At 67.9% G+C, this 16,359-nt stretch carries 12 protein-coding genes and 1 pseudogene; all 13 read left to right on the plus strand.

Annotation, left to right across the window (positions count from 1 at the left end):
- Positions 1 to 31 precede the first annotated feature (31 nt).
- The gene (typA, locus tag ACQPWZ_RS23670) at positions 32 to 1,939 is read left to right on the plus strand and encodes a translational GTPase TypA (RefSeq protein WP_327680646.1); all 1,908 of its coding nucleotides are present in this window, start codon (positions 32 to 34) and stop codon (positions 1,937 to 1,939) included.
- Positions 1,940 to 2,410: 471 nt separating this feature from the next.
- Complete coding sequence (locus tag ACQPWZ_RS23675; protein WP_340475161.1) at positions 2,411 to 4,054, plus strand: peptide ABC transporter substrate-binding protein; 1,644 nt, start codon at positions 2,411 to 2,413, stop codon at positions 4,052 to 4,054.
- Positions 4,055 to 4,204: 150 nt separating this feature from the next.
- Positions 4,205 to 5,131 (plus strand): ABC transporter permease, encoded by a 927-nt coding sequence (locus ACQPWZ_RS23680; protein ID WP_340475162.1) that lies wholly within the window; start codon positions 4,205 to 4,207, stop codon positions 5,129 to 5,131.
- Positions 5,124 to 6,101 (plus strand): ABC transporter permease, encoded by a 978-nt coding sequence (locus tag ACQPWZ_RS23685; protein ID WP_340475163.1) that lies wholly within the window; start codon positions 5,124 to 5,126, stop codon positions 6,099 to 6,101. The genes ACQPWZ_RS23680 and ACQPWZ_RS23685 overlap by 8 nt, the downstream gene beginning before the upstream one ends.
- 11 nt (positions 6,102 to 6,112) lie before the next feature.
- Positions 6,113 to 7,171 carry an ABC transporter ATP-binding protein gene (locus ACQPWZ_RS23690; RefSeq protein ID WP_340475164.1) on the plus strand — a complete coding sequence of 353 codons (1,059 nt, stop codon included), beginning with the start codon at positions 6,113 to 6,115 and terminating at the stop codon, positions 7,169 to 7,171.
- Entirely contained in the window at positions 7,164 to 8,321 is a 1,158-nt protein-coding gene (locus tag ACQPWZ_RS23695; protein WP_340475165.1) for an ABC transporter ATP-binding protein, read from the plus strand. The genes ACQPWZ_RS23690 and ACQPWZ_RS23695 overlap by 8 nt, the downstream gene beginning before the upstream one ends.
- A 191-nt stretch (positions 8,322 to 8,512) precedes the next feature.
- Positions 8,513 to 9,469, plus strand: a complete 957-nt coding sequence (locus ACQPWZ_RS23700) for a GNAT family N-acetyltransferase (RefSeq protein WP_433572325.1) — start codon at positions 8,513 to 8,515, stop codon at positions 9,467 to 9,469.
- A 68-nt stretch (positions 9,470 to 9,537) separates the two neighbouring features.
- Positions 9,538 to 11,165: pseudogene (locus tag ACQPWZ_RS23705) on the plus strand (peptide ABC transporter substrate-binding protein).
- A 73-nt stretch (positions 11,166 to 11,238) separates the two neighbouring features.
- Entirely contained in the window at positions 11,239 to 12,162 is a 924-nt protein-coding gene (locus tag ACQPWZ_RS23710) for an ABC transporter permease (RefSeq protein WP_313944304.1), read from the plus strand.
- Positions 12,155 to 13,135, plus strand: coding sequence for an ABC transporter permease (locus ACQPWZ_RS23715; protein WP_433572326.1), 981 nt, complete (start codon positions 12,155 to 12,157; stop codon positions 13,133 to 13,135). The genes ACQPWZ_RS23710 and ACQPWZ_RS23715 overlap by 8 nt, the downstream gene beginning before the upstream one ends.
- 9 nt (positions 13,136 to 13,144) lie before the next feature.
- Positions 13,145 to 14,146 carry an ABC transporter ATP-binding protein gene (locus tag ACQPWZ_RS23720; protein ID WP_356705815.1) on the plus strand — a complete coding sequence of 334 codons (1,002 nt, stop codon included), beginning with the start codon at positions 13,145 to 13,147 and terminating at the stop codon, positions 14,144 to 14,146.
- Positions 14,139 to 15,164, plus strand: a complete 1,026-nt coding sequence (locus ACQPWZ_RS23725) for an ABC transporter ATP-binding protein (RefSeq protein WP_340475171.1) — start codon at positions 14,139 to 14,141, stop codon at positions 15,162 to 15,164. Before ACQPWZ_RS23720 ends, ACQPWZ_RS23725 begins: the two co-directional genes overlap by 8 nt.
- Positions 15,165 to 15,403: 239 nt before the next feature.
- The gene (locus ACQPWZ_RS23730) at positions 15,404 to 16,357 is read left to right on the plus strand and encodes a hypothetical protein (RefSeq protein WP_340475172.1); all 954 of its coding nucleotides are present in this window, start codon (positions 15,404 to 15,406) and stop codon (positions 16,355 to 16,357) included.
- Positions 16,358 to 16,359 lie beyond the last annotated feature (2 nt).

Genomic DNA, 16,359 nt, shown 5'->3' on the forward strand with positions numbered 1-16,359 from the left:
TGATCCCCGATCGAGAGAAGCGCCAGCCAGCATGCCCACGCGCCACGACATCCGTAACGTTGCCATCGTCGCCCACGTCGACCATGGCAAGACCACCCTGGTCGACGCCATGCTGAAGCAGGCCGGCGCTTTCGCCGCGCACGCCGCCGAGCACCTCGACGACCGCATGATGGACTCGAACGACCTGGAGCGTGAGAAGGGCATCACGATCCTGGCGAAGAACACCGCCGTGAAGTACCACCCCAAGGCCGGCGGCGCCCCGATCACCATCAACATCATCGACACCCCCGGTCACGCCGACTTCGGCGGCGAGGTCGAGCGCGGTCTGTCGATGGTCGACGCGGTCGTCCTGCTCGTGGACGCCTCCGAGGGCCCTCTCCCGCAGACCCGCTTCGTGCTCCGCAAGGCCCTTCAGGCCCGGATGCCCGTCATCCTCTGCATCAACAAGACGGACCGCCCGGACTCCCGGATCGCCGAGGTCGTCGACGAGACCTACGACCTGTTCCTGGACCTGGACGCGGACGAGGACCAGATCGAGTTCCCGATCGTCTACGCCTGCGCCCGTGACGGCGTCGCCTCGCTGACCAAGCCGGAGGACGGCACCGTCCCCACGGACAGCGAGAACCTCGAGCCCTTCTTCACCACCATCCTCGAGCACGTCCCGGCCCCCGAGTACGACGAGACCGCGCCGCTCCAGGCCCACGTCACCAACCTCGACGCCGACAACTTCCTCGGCCGTATCGCGCTGCTCCGCGTCGAGCAGGGCGAGCTGCGCAAGGGCCAGACCGTGGCCTGGATCAAGCGGGACGGCACCATCGCCAACGTCCGCATCAGCGAGCTGATGATGACCGAGGCGCTCACCCGCAAGCCGGCCGAGATGGCGGGCCCCGGTGACATCTGCGCCGTCGCCGGTATCCCCGACATCATGATCGGCGAGACGCTGGCCGACCCGGAGAACCCGATCGCGCTGCCGCTGATCACGGTCGACGAGCCCGCGATCTCGATGACGGTGGGCACGAACACCTCGCCGCTGGTCGGCCGCGGCGGCACCGGCAAGGGCGCGGACGCCAAGTCCGCGGTCAAGGACCGCAAGGTCACGGCCCGCCAGGTCAAGGACCGCCTCGACCGCGAGCTCGTCGGTAACGTCTCGCTGCGCGTCCTGGACACCGAGCGCCCCGACGCCTGGGAGGTGCAGGGCCGCGGTGAGCTGGCGCTGGCCATCCTGGTCGAGCAGATGCGCCGTGAGGGCTTCGAGCTGACCATCGGCAAGCCGCAGGTCGTCACCAAGGAGGTCGACGGCAAGGTCCACGAGCCCGTCGAGCGCATGACGATCGACGTGCCCGAGGAGCACATGGGCGCGGTCACGCAGCTCATGGGCGTCCGCAAGGGCCGGATGGACAACATGTCGAACCACGGCTCCGGCTGGGTCCGCATGGAGTTCGTCGTCCCGTCCCGTGGCCTCATCGGCTTCCGTACGGAGTTCCTGACGGGCACCCGCGGCACCGGCATCGCCCACTCCATCCACGAGGGCCACGAGCCCTGGTTCGGCCCTCTGACGACCCGTAACAACGGCTCGCTGGTCGCCGACCGCTCCGGTGCCGTCACCGCGTTCGCGATGACCAACCTCCAGGAGCGCGGTGTGCTGTTCACCGAGCCCGGCACCGAGGTGTACGAGGGCATGATCGTCGGTGAGAACTCGCGCTCCGACGACATGGACGTGAACATCACCAAGGAGAAGAAGCTCACGAACATGCGGTCCTCCTCGGCCGACTCGTTCGAGGCGATCGTCCCGCCGCGCAAGCTCTCCCTGGAGCAGTCGCTGGAGTTCTGCCGCGACGACGAGTGCGTCGAGGTGACCCCGGAGTCCATTCGCATCCGCAAGGTGAAGCTGGACGGGCGCGAGCGCGCCCGTGCCGCCTCGCGCGCCAAGCACGGCTGATCGACGGGGCGCGGACGGACAGCGGTGACGCCGGACTCCGGCGGGCCGCCCGCGGCGCCCTGACACCGCGTCAGTGACACGGCCCGGACCTCCGCAGAATCTGCGGAGGTCCGGGCCGTTCGTCAATCGGATTTCGACGGGCTTTCAGGGCCCGAGTGTCCGTATATCGGCCATCGCTCTCCGGAACATGTGTTAACGGTCCGTTTCGCGGGTGTCTGTCTGTGCTCGCTTTGTCCGGATTTCGGGCACCCATGGCTGGGCGATGTTGTCAAAACGAGACCCTTTAAGTGTGGTTTACGGCCCGGTCGTACTTAATAGTTGGCTCCATTGAGCTCGGGTCAATGGGTCATGCGCTGTGGGGAGCGCCGACTCACGAGCACACTCAGGGCATTGAACGAGCGCCGTCAGGGGTGTCGGCGCACCTACCTTTGCCCTTCTCGTAGTGACAAGTGGACTCATGAGGAGGAACCCATGCGCGGTGCCAAGAGCGCCAAGTGGGTAGCGGGTGCGATAGTCGTGGCCCTGGCGGCGACCGCCTGTGGCGGCGGCGACAGCGACAGTGGCGACGACATGAACGCGGGCAAGGCCGACCCGAACGGGATTCTGGTCGCCCAGCTGGGAGAGCCGCAGAACCCGCTGCAGCCGGCGAACGCCAAGGAGAGCCAGGGCAGCCGCGTCCTGCGGACGATCTTCTCGGGCCTCGTCGACTACGAGCCGGGCACCGGCAAGCTCACCTACATCAACGCGGAGTCGGTGACCCCGAACGCCGACTCGTCCGTGTGGACCGTCAAGCTCAAGCCGGGCTGGAAGTTCCACGACGGTTCGACCGTGACCGCCAAGTCCTACGTGGACTCCTGGAACTGGTCGGCGAACGTCAAGAACAACCAGACCAACTCCAGCTGGTTCCAGGACATCAAGGGCTACGCGGACGTCCACCCCGAGAAGGGTGAGCCGAAGACCGCGGCCATGTCCGGCCTGAAGGTCGTCGACGACAACACCTTCACCATCACGCTGTCCGGCCCCGTCTCGTACTTCGCGTACAAGCTGGGCTACGACGTGTGGGCCCCGCTGCCCGAGGGCTTCTTCAAGGACCCGAAGGGCTACGGCGAGAAGCCGATCGGCAACGGCCCCTACAAGTTCGAGGCGTGGGACCACAAGAAGCTGATCAAGGTCCGCAAGTTCGACGGCTACACCGGCCCGAACAAGGCCAAGAACGGCGGCATCGACTTCAAGAACTACACGACCGCCGAAGCCGCGTACTCCGCCCTCCGCTCCGACCAGCTCGACTGGATCGAGCAGGTTCCGGTCACCGCGCTGAAGAACTACAAGCAGGACCTCGGCGACCGCGCGATCGACCAGGAGTACTCCGCGGTCCAGTCGATCGTCCCGGCGTTCTACACGCCGCAGTGGAAGAACATCAACCCCAAGGTCATCCAGGGCCTGTCGATGGCGATCGACCGCGACACGATCACCAAGACGGTGCTCAACGGAACCCGTGAGCCGGCGGACTCCTACGTCGCCCGCGGTGTGCTCGGCTACAAGGCCGGCGCCCTCGGTGACGTCACCAAGTTCGACGCCGCCAAGGCCAAGGCCCTCATCACGGAGGGTGGCGGCGTCCCGGGCAACAAGATCTCGATCCAGTTCAACGCCGACCAGCCGCACAAGGCGTGGGTCGACGCGGTCTGCAACTCGATCCGTCAGGCCACCGGCGTGGAGTGCACCGGCGACTCGAAGCCGGACTTCCAGACCGACCTGAACGCGCGTGACCAGAAGAAGGTCAAGTCCATGTACCGCGGTGGCTGGGTGCTCGACTACCCGGTCAACTCGAACTTCATGCGCGACCTGTACGGCACCACGGCCGCCGGTAACACCAGCGGTTACTCCAACAAGGAGTTCGACGAGCTGTCCGCTCAGGCCGACAAGGCCAAGACGCTCGACGAGACGGTGAAGATGTACCAGCAGGCCGAGCAGCTCCTGAAGGCCGACATGCCGTCGATCCCGCTCTGGTTCTACAAGAACAACTCGGGCCAGTCCCGCAATGTCTTCGGCAAGATCGTCTACGGGCAGGACGGCGACCCGCTGTTCTCCGACGTTCAGGTCAAGGCCAAGAAGTAAGCATCGGGAACCGCCGGCCGGTGCCGCCGCTCCTCACGGGAGCGGCGGCACCGGCCCGCAGGGCGTAGGCCCCGGGGCTCTCCCCCACAACCCCGCGGCGGAGAACACTCTGACCAGGCCATCGCCGACCCCTCACGGCATGGAGGCATGATGGGGCGTTACGTCGCAAGGCGACTGCTCCAGATGATCCCGGTATTCATCGGGACCACTCTGTTGATTTTCCTCATGGTCCACATCCTTCCCGGTGACCCCATCCGGGCGATGTGGGGAGACAAGGCAGCCGACCCCGCACAGGTCGCGCAGCTGCGCCATGATTTCGGGCTCGACCAGCCCCTGTGGAAGCAGTATCTGGACTACATGGCCAATCTCTTCCAGGGCGACTTCGGAGAGACCTTCGGTGGCCGTCCGGTCATCGACGAGATGACGCGGGCCTTCCCCGTCACGCTCCGGCTGACCGCGGTCGCGCTCCTCATCGAGATGATCGTGGGCCTCGGCCTCGGCGCCTGGGCAGGTCTGAAGGCCGGCAAGGCACCCGACTCGGGCGTCCTGGTCTTCACCCTGATCGTCATCTCGATCCCGGTGTTCATCCTCGGCTACCTGGCCCGGTACCTCTTCGCCGACACTCTCGGCTGGGTGTCACCGAACGTCCAGGACTCGATGGATGTCACCCAACTGTTCTTGCCGGGCTTCGTCCTTGCCATGCTCTCCATGGCGTACGTGGCACGGCTGACCCGGACGACCTTCGCGGAGAACCTGCGCGCCGACTACATGCGCACCGCGCTCGCCAAGGGCCTGCCCCGGCGTCGCATCGTCGGTGTCCACCTGCTGCGGAACTCGCTGATCCCCGTGATCACGTTCCTCGGCACGGACGTCGGCGGCTTCATCGGCGGCGCGGTCGTCACCGAGGGCATCTTCAACGTCCAGGGTGTCGGCAACCTTCTGTACCAGGCGCTCGGACAGCGCGAGGGCTCCACCATCGTCGGTGTGGTCACCGTGTTCGTCCTGGTCATCCTGGTCATCAACCTGATCGTCGACCTGCTGTACGCGGTCCTGGACCCGAGGATCCGGTATGCCTGACGTGACCAAGGCCCAGACCGTCAAGACCGACAGCGCGGTCGACGCGATCGCTCCGCCGAAGGCGGACGCGGCACCCGAGAGCGGTGCGCCCAAGGCCGCCCAGAGCAAGCCCCGCGGTCTGTGGGGCGACGCCTGGTACGACCTGCGCCACCGGCCCATGTTCTGGATCTCGGCGAGCCTGCTCGTCCTGCTCCTGGTGATCGCCGCCTTCCCGGGGCTGTTCACCAGTGCCGACCCGCGCGCCGGTGACCTGACGAACCACTACCTGACCAAGCCGGAGCTGGGGAAGATCTTCAGCCCCGAGTGGTTCGGCTACGACATCCAGGGCCGTTCGATCTACGCGCGTGTCGTCTACGGCACCCGCGCCTCGATCCTCGTCGGTGTCGGCGTCACTCTGGCGATCACGGTGTTCGGCGGTCTGATGGGTCTGCTGTCCGGCTACTTCGGTGGCTGGCTCGACTCGATCATCTCCCGTGTCACGGACATCTTCTTCGGCATCCCCTTCCTGCTCGGCGCGATGGTCGTTCTGAACGCCTTCACCGAGCGCAAGGTGTTCGTCGTGATCCTGGCTCTGGCCTTCCTCGGCTGGACCTCGATCTGCCGCGTGACCCGGAGCTCCGTCATCACGGCGAAGCAGGCGGACTACGTGACGGCCGCGCGCGCCCTCGGCGCGGGCACCAACCGGATGCTGTTCCGCCATGTGCTGCCCAACGCGGTCGCTCCCACCATCGTCGTCGCCACCATCTCGCTCGGTGGCTTCATCTCGGCCGAGGCGACCCTGTCCTACCTGGGACTCGGTCTGGCCGACCCGACGATCTCGTGGGGCATCGACATCGCGTCGGGCAGTGAGGAGATCCGTAACAACCCGCATGTGCTGCTCTTCCCGGCCGGCATGCTGAGCCTCACGGTCTTCGCGTTCATCATGCTCGGCGACGCGGTCCGCGACGCCCTCGACCCCAAGCTGCGCTGAGGAGGGCGTACGTGACCATCATCGAAGAAACAGCAAGCGTCCCGGCGCCCCGATCCGGTGACTCGGACGGCATCCCGCTGCTGGAAGTCCGCGATCTGCACGTGGAGTTCCACACCCGCGACGGTGTCGCCAAGGCAGTCAACGGCGTCAACTACAGCGTCGACTCCGGTGAGACCCTGGCCGTGCTCGGCGAGTCCGGTTCGGGCAAGTCCGTGACCGCGCAGGCGATCATGGGCATTCTCGACATGCCGCCCGGCAAGATCCCGCAGGGTCAGATCCTGTACCGCGGGCAGGACATGCTCACCATGGGCTACGAGGAGCGGCGGAAGATCCGTGGCCGGAAGATCGCGATGATCTTCCAGGACGCGCTGTCCTCCCTCAACCCCGTGCTCTCGGTGGGCTACCAGCTGGGCGAGATGTACCGCGTCCACCAGGGCCTGTCCAAGAAGGACGCCAAGGCCAAGGCCATCGACCTGATGGAGCGGGTGAAGATCCCCGCCGCCAGGGCCCGGGTCAACGACTACCCGCACCAGTTCTCGGGCGGTATGCGCCAGCGCATCATGATCGCGATGGCGCTCGCCCTGGAGCCGGACCTGATCATCGCCGACGAGCCCACGACCGCCCTGGACGTCACCGTCCAGGCCCAGGTCATGGATCTGCTCGCGGAGTTGCAGCGCGAGTACAACATGGGTCTGATCCTGATCACCCACGACCTCGGCGTCGTCGCCGACGTCGCGGACAAGATCGCCGTGATGTACGCGGGCCGGATCGTCGAGACCGCACCGGTGAACGAGCTGTACAAGCGGCCCGCCCACCCCTACACCCGCGGTCTGCTCGACTCGATCCCGCGCCTGGACCAGAAGGGCCAGGAGCTGTACGCGATCAAGGGGCTGCCGCCCAACCTGCTGAAGATCCCGGCCGGTTGCGCGTTCAACCCCCGCTGCCCCAAGGCGGACGACATCTGCCACACCGAGGTCCCGGCCCTCGTGCCGGTGACCGAGCAGGACGGCAGTGAGCTGCCCGGCCGCGGAAGCGCGTGCCACTTCTGGAAGGAGACGATCCATGGCTGAGCTCAAGAAGACCGACGAGCCGGCGGACGCCGTGGACGCCACCCCGAACGTCACCGAGGTCGAGACCGTCGACGCCGTCACCGAGGCGGAGGCCGTAGCGGCTCTCGAGGCCAAGGTGGACCGTGGCGAGCCGATCCTCCAGGTGCGCAATCTGGTCAAGCACTTCCCGCTCACGCAGGGCATCCTGTTCAAGCGGCAGGTGGGTGCGGTCAAGGCCGTGGACGGGGTCTCCTTCGACCTCTACCAGGGCGAGACGCTCGGCATCGTCGGTGAGTCGGGCTGTGGCAAGTCCACCGTCGCCAAGCTGCTGATGACCCTGGAGACGGCGACCGCCGGCGAGGTGTTCTTCAAGGGCCAGGACATCACCAAGCTGTCCGGGCGCGCGCTGAAGGCGGTGCGCCGCAACATCCAGATGGTGTTCCAGGACCCGTACACCTCGCTCAACCCGCGCATGACGGTCGGCGACATCATCGGTGAGCCCTTCGACATCCACCCCGAGGTGGCCCCGAAGGGCGACCGCCGCCGCAAGGTGCAGGACCTGCTGGACGTCGTCGGTCTGAACCCGGAGTACATCCACCGGTACCCGCACCAGTTCTCGGGCGGTCAGCGCCAGCGCATCGGCATCGCCCGCGGTCTCGCGCTCAACCCCGAGATCATCATCTGCGACGAGCCGGTCTCCGCGCTCGACGTGTCGGTGCAGGCGCAGGTCATCAACCTGATGGAGAAGCTGCAGGACGAGTTCAACCTCTCCTACATCTTCATCGCGCACGACCTGTCGATCGTCCGGCACATCTCGGACCGGGTCGGTGTGATGTACCTCGGGAAGATGGCCGAGATCGGCACGGACACGCAGATCTACGACCACCCGACGCACCCCTACACGCAGGCGCTGCTGTCCGCGGTCCCCGTTCCGGACCCGGAGATCAGCAACGCCCGTGAGCGGATCATTCTGACCGGTGACGTCCCGTCACCGGCGAACCCGCCGTCGGGCTGCCGCTTCCGCACCCGTTGCTGGAAGGCCCAGGACAAGTGCGCCGAGGAGGTGCCGCTGCTGGCGATCCCCGAGCCCTTCAAGGGGTCGGACTCCCCGGTGGCGCACGAGTCGGCGTGCCACTTCGCGGAGGAGAAGGACGTCGTCCACGCCGCGTAGCGCGCACCGCGGATGAACGAAGGCGCCCGGACCGAACGGTCCGGGCGCCTTCGTCGTCCTCGGACACCGCGGGAACCGCGGACCATGGCGAGAGCCTCGGACACCGCGAGAACCCTGGTCCGTCGCGGGACCTCGTACCACCGCGCGAAAACGCGTTGCGCCGCGCCGGACGCGGCCCCGACAGTGGCCCGATGGATGACCTGACCGTGCGGCCCGCGACGCTCGCCGACGCTCCCGCCGTCTGCGCCCTGCTCAACGCCGTCGACCTCGTCGAGATCGGTCGCGCGGAGACCGATCTGCACACCGTCGAGGCGGACCTGGCCCACTGTGACCTCGACCTCGTCCGCGACACCTGGCTGGTGTCCGAGGGCCGTGACCTGGTCGCGTTCGGGATGCTCTGGAGCGACTCCGGCGACGGGGACATAGGCGTCGACCACTACGTACTGCCCGGCCGGTCCGCGGCCGCGGTCGTCCTGCTGGAACTGATCGAGGCCCGGGCGGCGCAGAAAGCCGCGGAGGACGGTGCCGGACGGGCGGTGCTGCATCTCCAGCTCAACACCGAACCGGCCGTCGACACGGCACTGCTCGAACGCCGCGGCTGGCGGACCGTGCGCCGCTACCAGGTCATGACGCGCCCGCTCGCCGTCGCGGACGACCTCCCGCCCGAGCCGCCCACCGGGCTGACGCTGCGCGACTGCCGCGCGGAGGCCGACCGCCGCATCGCGCACGCCCTGGTGGAGGAGACCTTCGCCGAGCACTTCGACCATCACGCCCGCGGTTACGAGCAGTGGCTGGACGACGTCCACGGCGCCCGGCTGGACTGGTCGTTGGTCTGGATCGCCTCGCTCGCCGACGAGGGCGATGTCGCGGTGCTGCTGACCCGTGACGACCGCGAGGCCATGGGCTGGATCCGCAACATCGGTGTGCTGAAGTCCGCACGGGGCCGCGGGGTCGGCGGACATCTGCTCCGTCATGCCTTCGCCACGTACGCCGCTCGCGGCCGCGACACCATCGGCCTCGGGGTCGACACCCGGAACGAGTCGAAGGCGCTCGCCCTCTACGAGGCACACGGCATGACCCCGCACTACGCCGTCGACACCTGGGAGGTCACCCGCCCGGCAGCAGCCCTGCCCGGCCGGATGCCCTGAAAGTGCGTTAGATCCTGGATGGGGTGATATTTGGGCCACAGTACGACCCAGATCTCGGGAGGCACCCCATGCGTCGAGCCACGCACGCCCCATGGGCCGCATGCGCGATGGCCCTCGCCCTCGCGGCCACGGCCTGTGGTGGCGGCAGCGACAGCGGCGGCAGTGGTGCCGACGGGATCGTGTCGTCCTCCTGGGGCGATCCGCAGAATCCGCTCGAGCCCGCGAACACCAACGAGGTGCAGGGCGGCAAGGTCCTCGACATGCTCTTCCGCGGTCTGAAGAGGTACGACCCGAAGACCGGCGAGGCCCAGGACATGATCGCCTCGAAGATCGACACCACCGACTCGGTGAACTTCACGGTCACCATCAAGGACGGCTGGAACTTCAGCAACGGGGAGAAGGTGACCGCCCAGTCGTTCGTCGACGCCTGGAACTACGGCGCGAACCTGAAGAACAATCAGAAGAACGCCTACTTCTTCGGCTACATCGACGGCTACGCCGCGGTGCACCCCGAGTCGGGCGCGCCCACCGCCCAGACCCTGTCCGGCCTCAAGGTCGTGAACCCCACGACCTTCACCGTGAAGCTCTCCCAGAAGTTCTCCACCTGGCCCGACACCCTCGGCTACGCCGCTTTCGCGCCGCTGCCCAAGGTCTTCTTCGACGACCACGACGCGTGGATCGCAAGCCGATCGGCAACGGCCCGTACGCCGTCGACTCGTACGCCAAGGGCTCGAAGATGGCCATGCGCCGATGGGACGGGTACAAGGGGCCCGACAAGGCGCAGAACGGCGGTGTCGACCTCAACGTCTACACCGACAACAACACCGCCTACACCGACTTGACCGCCGGCAACCTCGACCTCGTCGACGACGTGCCCGCCTCCCAGCTCAAGAACGTGGAGGCGGACCTCGGCGGCCGGTACATCAACACGCCGGCCGGCATCATCCAGACGCTCGCCTTCCCGTACTACGACAAGGCCTGGAACACGCCGAACGGCGCCAAGGTCCGCACCGGTCTGTCCATGGCGATCAACCGGGAGCAGATCACCGACACCATCTTCCAGAAGACCCGTACACCCGCGAAGGACTGGACCTCACCGGTGCTCGGCGCGGACGGCGGCTTCAGCGAGACCCTGTGCGGCAAGGCCTGCGAGTACAACGCGGCCGAGGCGAAGAAGCTGGTCGCCGAGGGCGGCGGTATCCCCGGCGGCCAGATGAAGCTCACGTACAACGCGGACACCGGCTCGCACAAGGACTGGGTCGACGCCGTCTGCAACAGCATCAACAACGCGCTCGGCAACGACCGCGCCTGCGTCGGCAATCCCGTCGGCACCTTCGCCGACTTCCGCAACCAGATCACCCAGCTGAAGCTGCGCGGCCCGTTCCGCGCCGGCTGGCAGATGGACTACCCGCTCATCCAGAACTTCCTCCAGCCGCTCTACTACACCAACGCCTCGTCCAACGACGGCAAGTGGACCAACAAGGAGTTCGACAAGCTCGTCGACCAGGCCAACGCGGAGACGGACGTCGCCAAGGCCGTGGAGACGTTCCAGCAGGCCGAGGAGGTCGTACGGGACCAGATGGCGGCCATCCCGCTCTGGTACCAGAACGGCAGCGCCGGCTACTCGGAGCGCATCTCCAACGTCTCGCTGAACCCCTTCAGCGTCCCCGTCTACAACGAGATCAAGGTCAACTGACGCCGGAGGGCGGCCGGCCCGGCGTGTCCCACGCGCCGGGCCGCATCCCTTCCCACGACCCCCGGAGACCTTCATGGGACGTTATGTGATCCGGCGTCTGCTCCAGATGATCCCGGTCTTCTTCGGCGCGACCCTGCTGATCTTCCTCATGGTCAACGTGATGGGAGACCCCATCGCGGGGCTCTGCGGCGACCGGCAGTGCGACCCGGCGACGTCCGCCCAGCTGCGAGCGGAGTTCGGCCTCGACAAGCCTGTGTGGCAGCAATACCTCATCTACATGGGCAACGTCTTCACCGGGGACTTCGGGACCGCCTTCAACGGTCAGAAGGTCACCGAGCTGATGGCCGAGGCCTTCCCGGTGACCATCCGGCTCACCATCGTGGCGATCGTCTTCGAGATCGTCATCGGCATCACACTCGGGGTGATCACCGGGCTGCGCCGCGGCCGGCCCGTCGACACCGGAGTCCTGCTGCTGACCCTGGTCGTGATCTCGGTCCCGACCTTCGTCACCGGTCTGCTCCTCCAACTGCTCCTGGGCGTCGAGTGGGGTCTGATCAAACCGGCTGTCTCGCCCGAGGCGCCGCTCGACGAACTGCTGATCCCCGGTCTCGTCCTCGCCTCCGTCTCGCTGGCGTACGTCACCCGCCTCACCCGCACGTCCATCGCCGAGAACGCCCGCTCCGACTACGTCCGCACCGCGAAGGCCAAGGGACTGCCCCGGGGCCGGGTGATCAGCCGTCATCTGCTGCGCAACTCGCTGATCCCGGTGGTCACCTTCATCGGCACCGACATCGGCGCCCTGATGGGCGGGGCGATCGTCACCGAGCGCATCTTCAACATCCACGGCGTCGGCTACCAGCTGTACCAGGGCATCCTCCGCCAGAACACCCAGACCGTCGTCGGCTTCGTGACCGTCCTGGTGCTGGTCTTCCTGGTGGCGAATCTCATCGTCGACCTGCTCTACGCCGTACTCGACCCGAGGATCCGCTATGCCTGAGCCGCAGTACGACGACGGGGGAGCGATCGCGTCGACGGGCGCGGGAGGCGCCACAGACCTGGCCATGAGCGAGGCCGAGACGCTGGAGAAGACACCCTCGGGCCCGCTGGGCACCGGCCCGTCCGGCAAACCGCGCAGCCTCTGGTCGGACGCATGGCGCGATCTGCGCCGCAACCCCGTCTTCATCATCTCCGCGCTGGTCATCCTGTTCCTGGTCGTCATCTCCATCTGGCCGTCGCTCATCGCCTCCGGCAACCCGCTCCAGTGCGACCTCGCCAAGGCGCAGGAGGGCTCCCAGCCGGGCTACCCCTTCGGCTTCAACGGCCAGGGCTGCGACGTCTACACACGGACCGTCTACGGCGCCCGCGCGTCGGTCACCGTCGGCGTCTGCGCCACGCTCGGTGTCGCCCTGATCGGCTCCGTCCTCGGCGGGCTCGCCGGCTTCTTCGGCGGGGCGTCGGACGCGATCCTGTCCCGCGTCACCGACATCTTCTTCGGCATCCCGGTCGTCCTCGGCGGGCTCGTCCTGCTGTCCGTCGTCACCAGCACCACCGTGTGGCCGGTCGTCGGCTTCATGGTGCTGCTCGGCTGGCCGCAGCTCTCCCGTATCGCCCGCGGCTCGGTCATCACCGCGCGGCAGAACGACTACGTCCAGGCGGCGCGGGCGCTCGGGGCGTCCAACGCGCGGATGCTGCTGCGGCACATCGGGCCCAACGCCGTCGCGCCCGTCATCGTGGTCGCCACCATCGCCCTCGGCACCTACATCTCCCTGGAGGCGACCCTCTCGTTCCTCGGCGTCGGCCTGAAACCGCCGACCGTCTCCTGGGGCATCGACATCTCGTCCGCCTCGCCCTACATCCGCAACGCCCCGCACATGCTGCTCTGGCCGGCGGGCGCGCTGGCGATCACGGTGCTGGCGTTCATCATGCTCGGCGACGCGGTGCGCGACGCCCTCGACCCCAAGCTGCGCTGAGGAGCCGTCATGACTGTCGAGACCCGGGCCGACGCGCCGCTGCTCGAAGTGCGCGACCTGCACGTGGAGTTCCGCACCCGCGACGGTGTCGCCAAGGCCGTCAACGGCGTCGCCTACACGGTCTTCGAGGGCGAGACACTCGCCGTGCTCGGCGAGTCCGGCTCCGGCAAGTCCGTCACCGCACAGGCCGTCATGGGCATCCTGGACATCCCTCCGGGAAAGATCACCGGAGGCGAGATCCTCTTCCGCGGACAGGACCTGCTGACGCTCAAGGAGGACGAGCGGCAGAAGATCCGCGGCGCCGGGATGGCCATGATCTTCCAGGACGCGCTCTCCTCGCTGAACCCGGTGCTCAGCGTCGGCGACCAGCTCGGCGAGATGTTCGTCGTACACCGGGGGATGAAGCGCAAAGCGGCCCGGGCGAAGGCCGTCGAGCTGATGGAGCGGGTCGGCATCCCGGGGGCGAAGGAGCGGGTGGGCCAGTACCCGCACCAGTTCTCCGGCGGTATGCGCCAGCGCATCATGATCGCCATGGCTCTGGCGCTCGAACCGGCCCTGATCATCGCCGACGAACCCACGACCGCGCTCGACGTCACCGTCCAGGCCCAGGTGATGGATCTGCTGGCCACGCTCCAGAGCGAGCTCGCCATGGGACTCATCCTGATCACCCACGACCTCGGGGTGGTGGCCGACGTCGCGGACAGGATCGCGGTGATGTACGCGGGCCGGATCGTCGAGACGGCCCCCGTCCACGACATCTACAAGGCACCCGCTCACCCGTACACCAAGGGGCTTCTGGAGTCGATCCCGCGCCTGGACCAGAAGGGCCGGGAGCTGTACGCGATCAAGGGCCTGCCGCCGAACCTGATGGACATCCCGCCCGGCTGCGCCTTCAACCCGCGCTGTCCGATGGCGCGGGACATCTGCCGCAGGGACGTACCGCCGCTGTACGAGGTGTCACCGGAGCGCAGGAGCGCCTGCCACTTCTGGGAGGAGACCCTTCATGGCTGAACCGATCCTGGAGGTGCGTGACCTCGTCAAGCACTACCCGCTCACGCAGGGCGTCCTGTTCAAGAAGCAGGTGGGCGCGGTCAAGGCGGTCGACGGTGTCGATCTCGACCTGACGGCCGGCGAGACCCTCGGCATCGTGGGGGAGTCCGGCTGCGGGAAGTCCACCCTCGCCAGGATGCTGGTCCATCTGGAACGGCCGACGGCCGGGGTGATCCGCTACCGCGGCGAGGACATCACCCAGCTGTCCGGGCGTGCTCTGAAGGCGGTGCGCCGGAACATCCAGATGGTGTTCCAGGACCCGTACACCTCGCTCAACCCGCGGATGACGGTCGGCGACATCATCGGGGAGCCGTACGAGATCCACCCGGAGGTCGCCCCGAAGGGCGACCGGCGCCGGAAGGTGCAGGACCTGCTGGACGTCGTCGGGCTCAACCCGGAGTACATCAACCGCTATCCCCATCAGTTCTCCGGCGGCCAGCGGCAGCGGATCGGCATCGCGCGAGGGCTCGCCCTCCAGCCGGAGATCATCGTCGCCGACGAGCCGGTCTCCGCCCTGGACGTGTCCGTGCAGGCGCAGGTCATCAATCTGCTGGCCACGCTGCAGAGCGAGTTCAGCCTCAGCTATGTGTTCATCGCGCACGACCTCTCGATCGTCCGGCACATCTCGGACCGGGTCGGCGTGATGTACCTCGGGCGGGTGGTGGAGATCGGCAGGGACGAGGAGATCTACGACCACCCGACGCACCCGTACACCCAGGCCCTGCTGTCCGCGGTCCCGGTGCCGGACCCGGAGGCGCGTGAGCACCGGGAGCGGATCATCCTCGGCGGTGACGTGCCCTCCCCGGCGAACATCCCGTCCGGCTGCCGCTTCCGCACGCGCTGCTGGAAGGCGCAGGAGCGCTGTGCGCTGGAGGTCCCGCTGTTGGAGGTACCGGCGGAGTTCCGCTCGGCACAGGGCCCGGCGAGGCATCCGTCCGCGTGCCATTTCGCCGAGGAGAAGCACGTGGTGCCGTCCTGAGACATGTCTCGGCGGGTGGGCGGAACCGGGTGACAAAGCCGGATGAATGCCCATCAACTTCTTTAACACGCAGGCAACTTGACTGTCGCATCTCCGATATACGAACGAGCCAGGCTCGACAGCGTACGGCCGTGCGGGTGCCGTAGGCCGGCCGGGGTTCGCCATGTGGCCCCGGCCGGTCGCAGGCGCTGCGCGTGGCGCCCTTGTTCACCTCTGCGTGCACATGCAGGATCGAATGCGTGACGCTTACGCGGGGGGCCAGGATCACCGGAGCGGTGCTGTGCGCCGCGCTCGCGGTGATCGTGGGCGGATGGATCGTCCGCGACCTCGGCGTGCTCGACGACCCCCTCGGCCTGTGGCGGTTCTGGACGGGCGGGGGGCAGCGCGGTGCCGGTTCCGCGCGGCTCGCGACCACCCTCGAAACCCTGCTGCTGCTTGCCGTGTACGTATGTGTCGGCGCGGCCGCGCTGCGTCCGAACGCCGGCGCCGCGGCCCCGGCCGTCGCCGGGATCGTCACGCTCGCACTGTGGCTCCCGGGGCTGTGGGTCCTCAGCTCCTCCTGGATGGACCTGCGCGCCACGGGCGATCTGCGGACGCGCGCCCTGTACTGCGTCTTCGCGGCGACGGGACTCGGCGTCGGGCTGCTCATTGTGGCGGCGGCGGGCCGGCAGGTGCCCTCGCTGCCGCTGCGGCCGCAGCGGGGTTCGGGACTGCTGGCCGCCGTGCTGCTCGGTGCGTCCGCGGTGGTGCTCGCGGGCTGGGAGATCCGCGCGGCCGTCCGGTCCGGCGGCACGTCCTGTCTCGACCGCTTCACCGGCAGTGAATCTGTCATGCTCCCGCCACTCGGGACACCGCCCGGCTGGCTGGCGGCGGTGATCGCCCTCCTGGCCGTGGTGGCGGGCAGCGCCGCGCTGAGCCAGGCGGCCTTCGCCCGGCCGCTCGGGCTGGTGTCCGCGCTCCTGATCCTCGGCCAGGGAGCGCGCGGCGTCGACGCCGCCGTGGGCGACGACCTCGTTCCCCGGCTGGGGGAGTTATCCGGCCTGGACCAACTGCTGGTGCTGTCCTGGCTGTTCGAGGCGGCGGCGGGAGTGCTTCTGCTGGTGGTGCTCGCCCGCCGGGAGCCGGCGGTGCGGCCGGTCTACGGCTGGGCGCCCGGCCCGCCACCGCCGTCGAGACCCCCGCCGGGCTGGTGAGG

Origin of the sequence: Streptomyces sp. CA-251247, assembly GCF_050952975.1 — a bacterium.
In the GTDB taxonomy this organism is placed as follows: Bacteria; Actinomycetota; Actinomycetes; order Streptomycetales; family Streptomycetaceae; genus Streptomyces; species Streptomyces achmelvichensis.

Coding starts and splice junctions, on each gene's coding strand:
- ACQPWZ_RS23715 (WP_433572326.1), top strand. CDS start 12,155: ATGCCTGAGCCGCAGTACGACGACGGGGGAGCGATCGCGTCGACGGGC.
- ACQPWZ_RS23720 (WP_356705815.1), top strand. CDS start 13,145: ATGACTGTCGAGACCCGGGCCGACGCGCCGCTGCTCGAAGTGCGCGAC.
- ACQPWZ_RS23695 (WP_340475165.1), top strand. CDS start 7,164: ATGGCTGAGCTCAAGAAGACCGACGAGCCGGCGGACGCCGTGGACGCC.
- typA (WP_327680646.1), top strand. CDS start 32: ATGCCCACGCGCCACGACATCCGTAACGTTGCCATCGTCGCCCACGTC.
- ACQPWZ_RS23710 (WP_313944304.1), top strand. CDS start 11,239: ATGGGACGTTATGTGATCCGGCGTCTGCTCCAGATGATCCCGGTCTTC.
- ACQPWZ_RS23685 (WP_340475163.1), top strand. CDS start 5,124: ATGCCTGACGTGACCAAGGCCCAGACCGTCAAGACCGACAGCGCGGTC.
- ACQPWZ_RS23700 (WP_433572325.1), top strand. CDS start 8,513: ATGGATGACCTGACCGTGCGGCCCGCGACGCTCGCCGACGCTCCCGCC.
- ACQPWZ_RS23675 (WP_340475161.1), top strand. CDS start 2,411: ATGCGCGGTGCCAAGAGCGCCAAGTGGGTAGCGGGTGCGATAGTCGTG.
- ACQPWZ_RS23725 (WP_340475171.1), top strand. CDS start 14,139: ATGGCTGAACCGATCCTGGAGGTGCGTGACCTCGTCAAGCACTACCCG.
- ACQPWZ_RS23680 (WP_340475162.1), top strand. CDS start 4,205: ATGGGGCGTTACGTCGCAAGGCGACTGCTCCAGATGATCCCGGTATTC.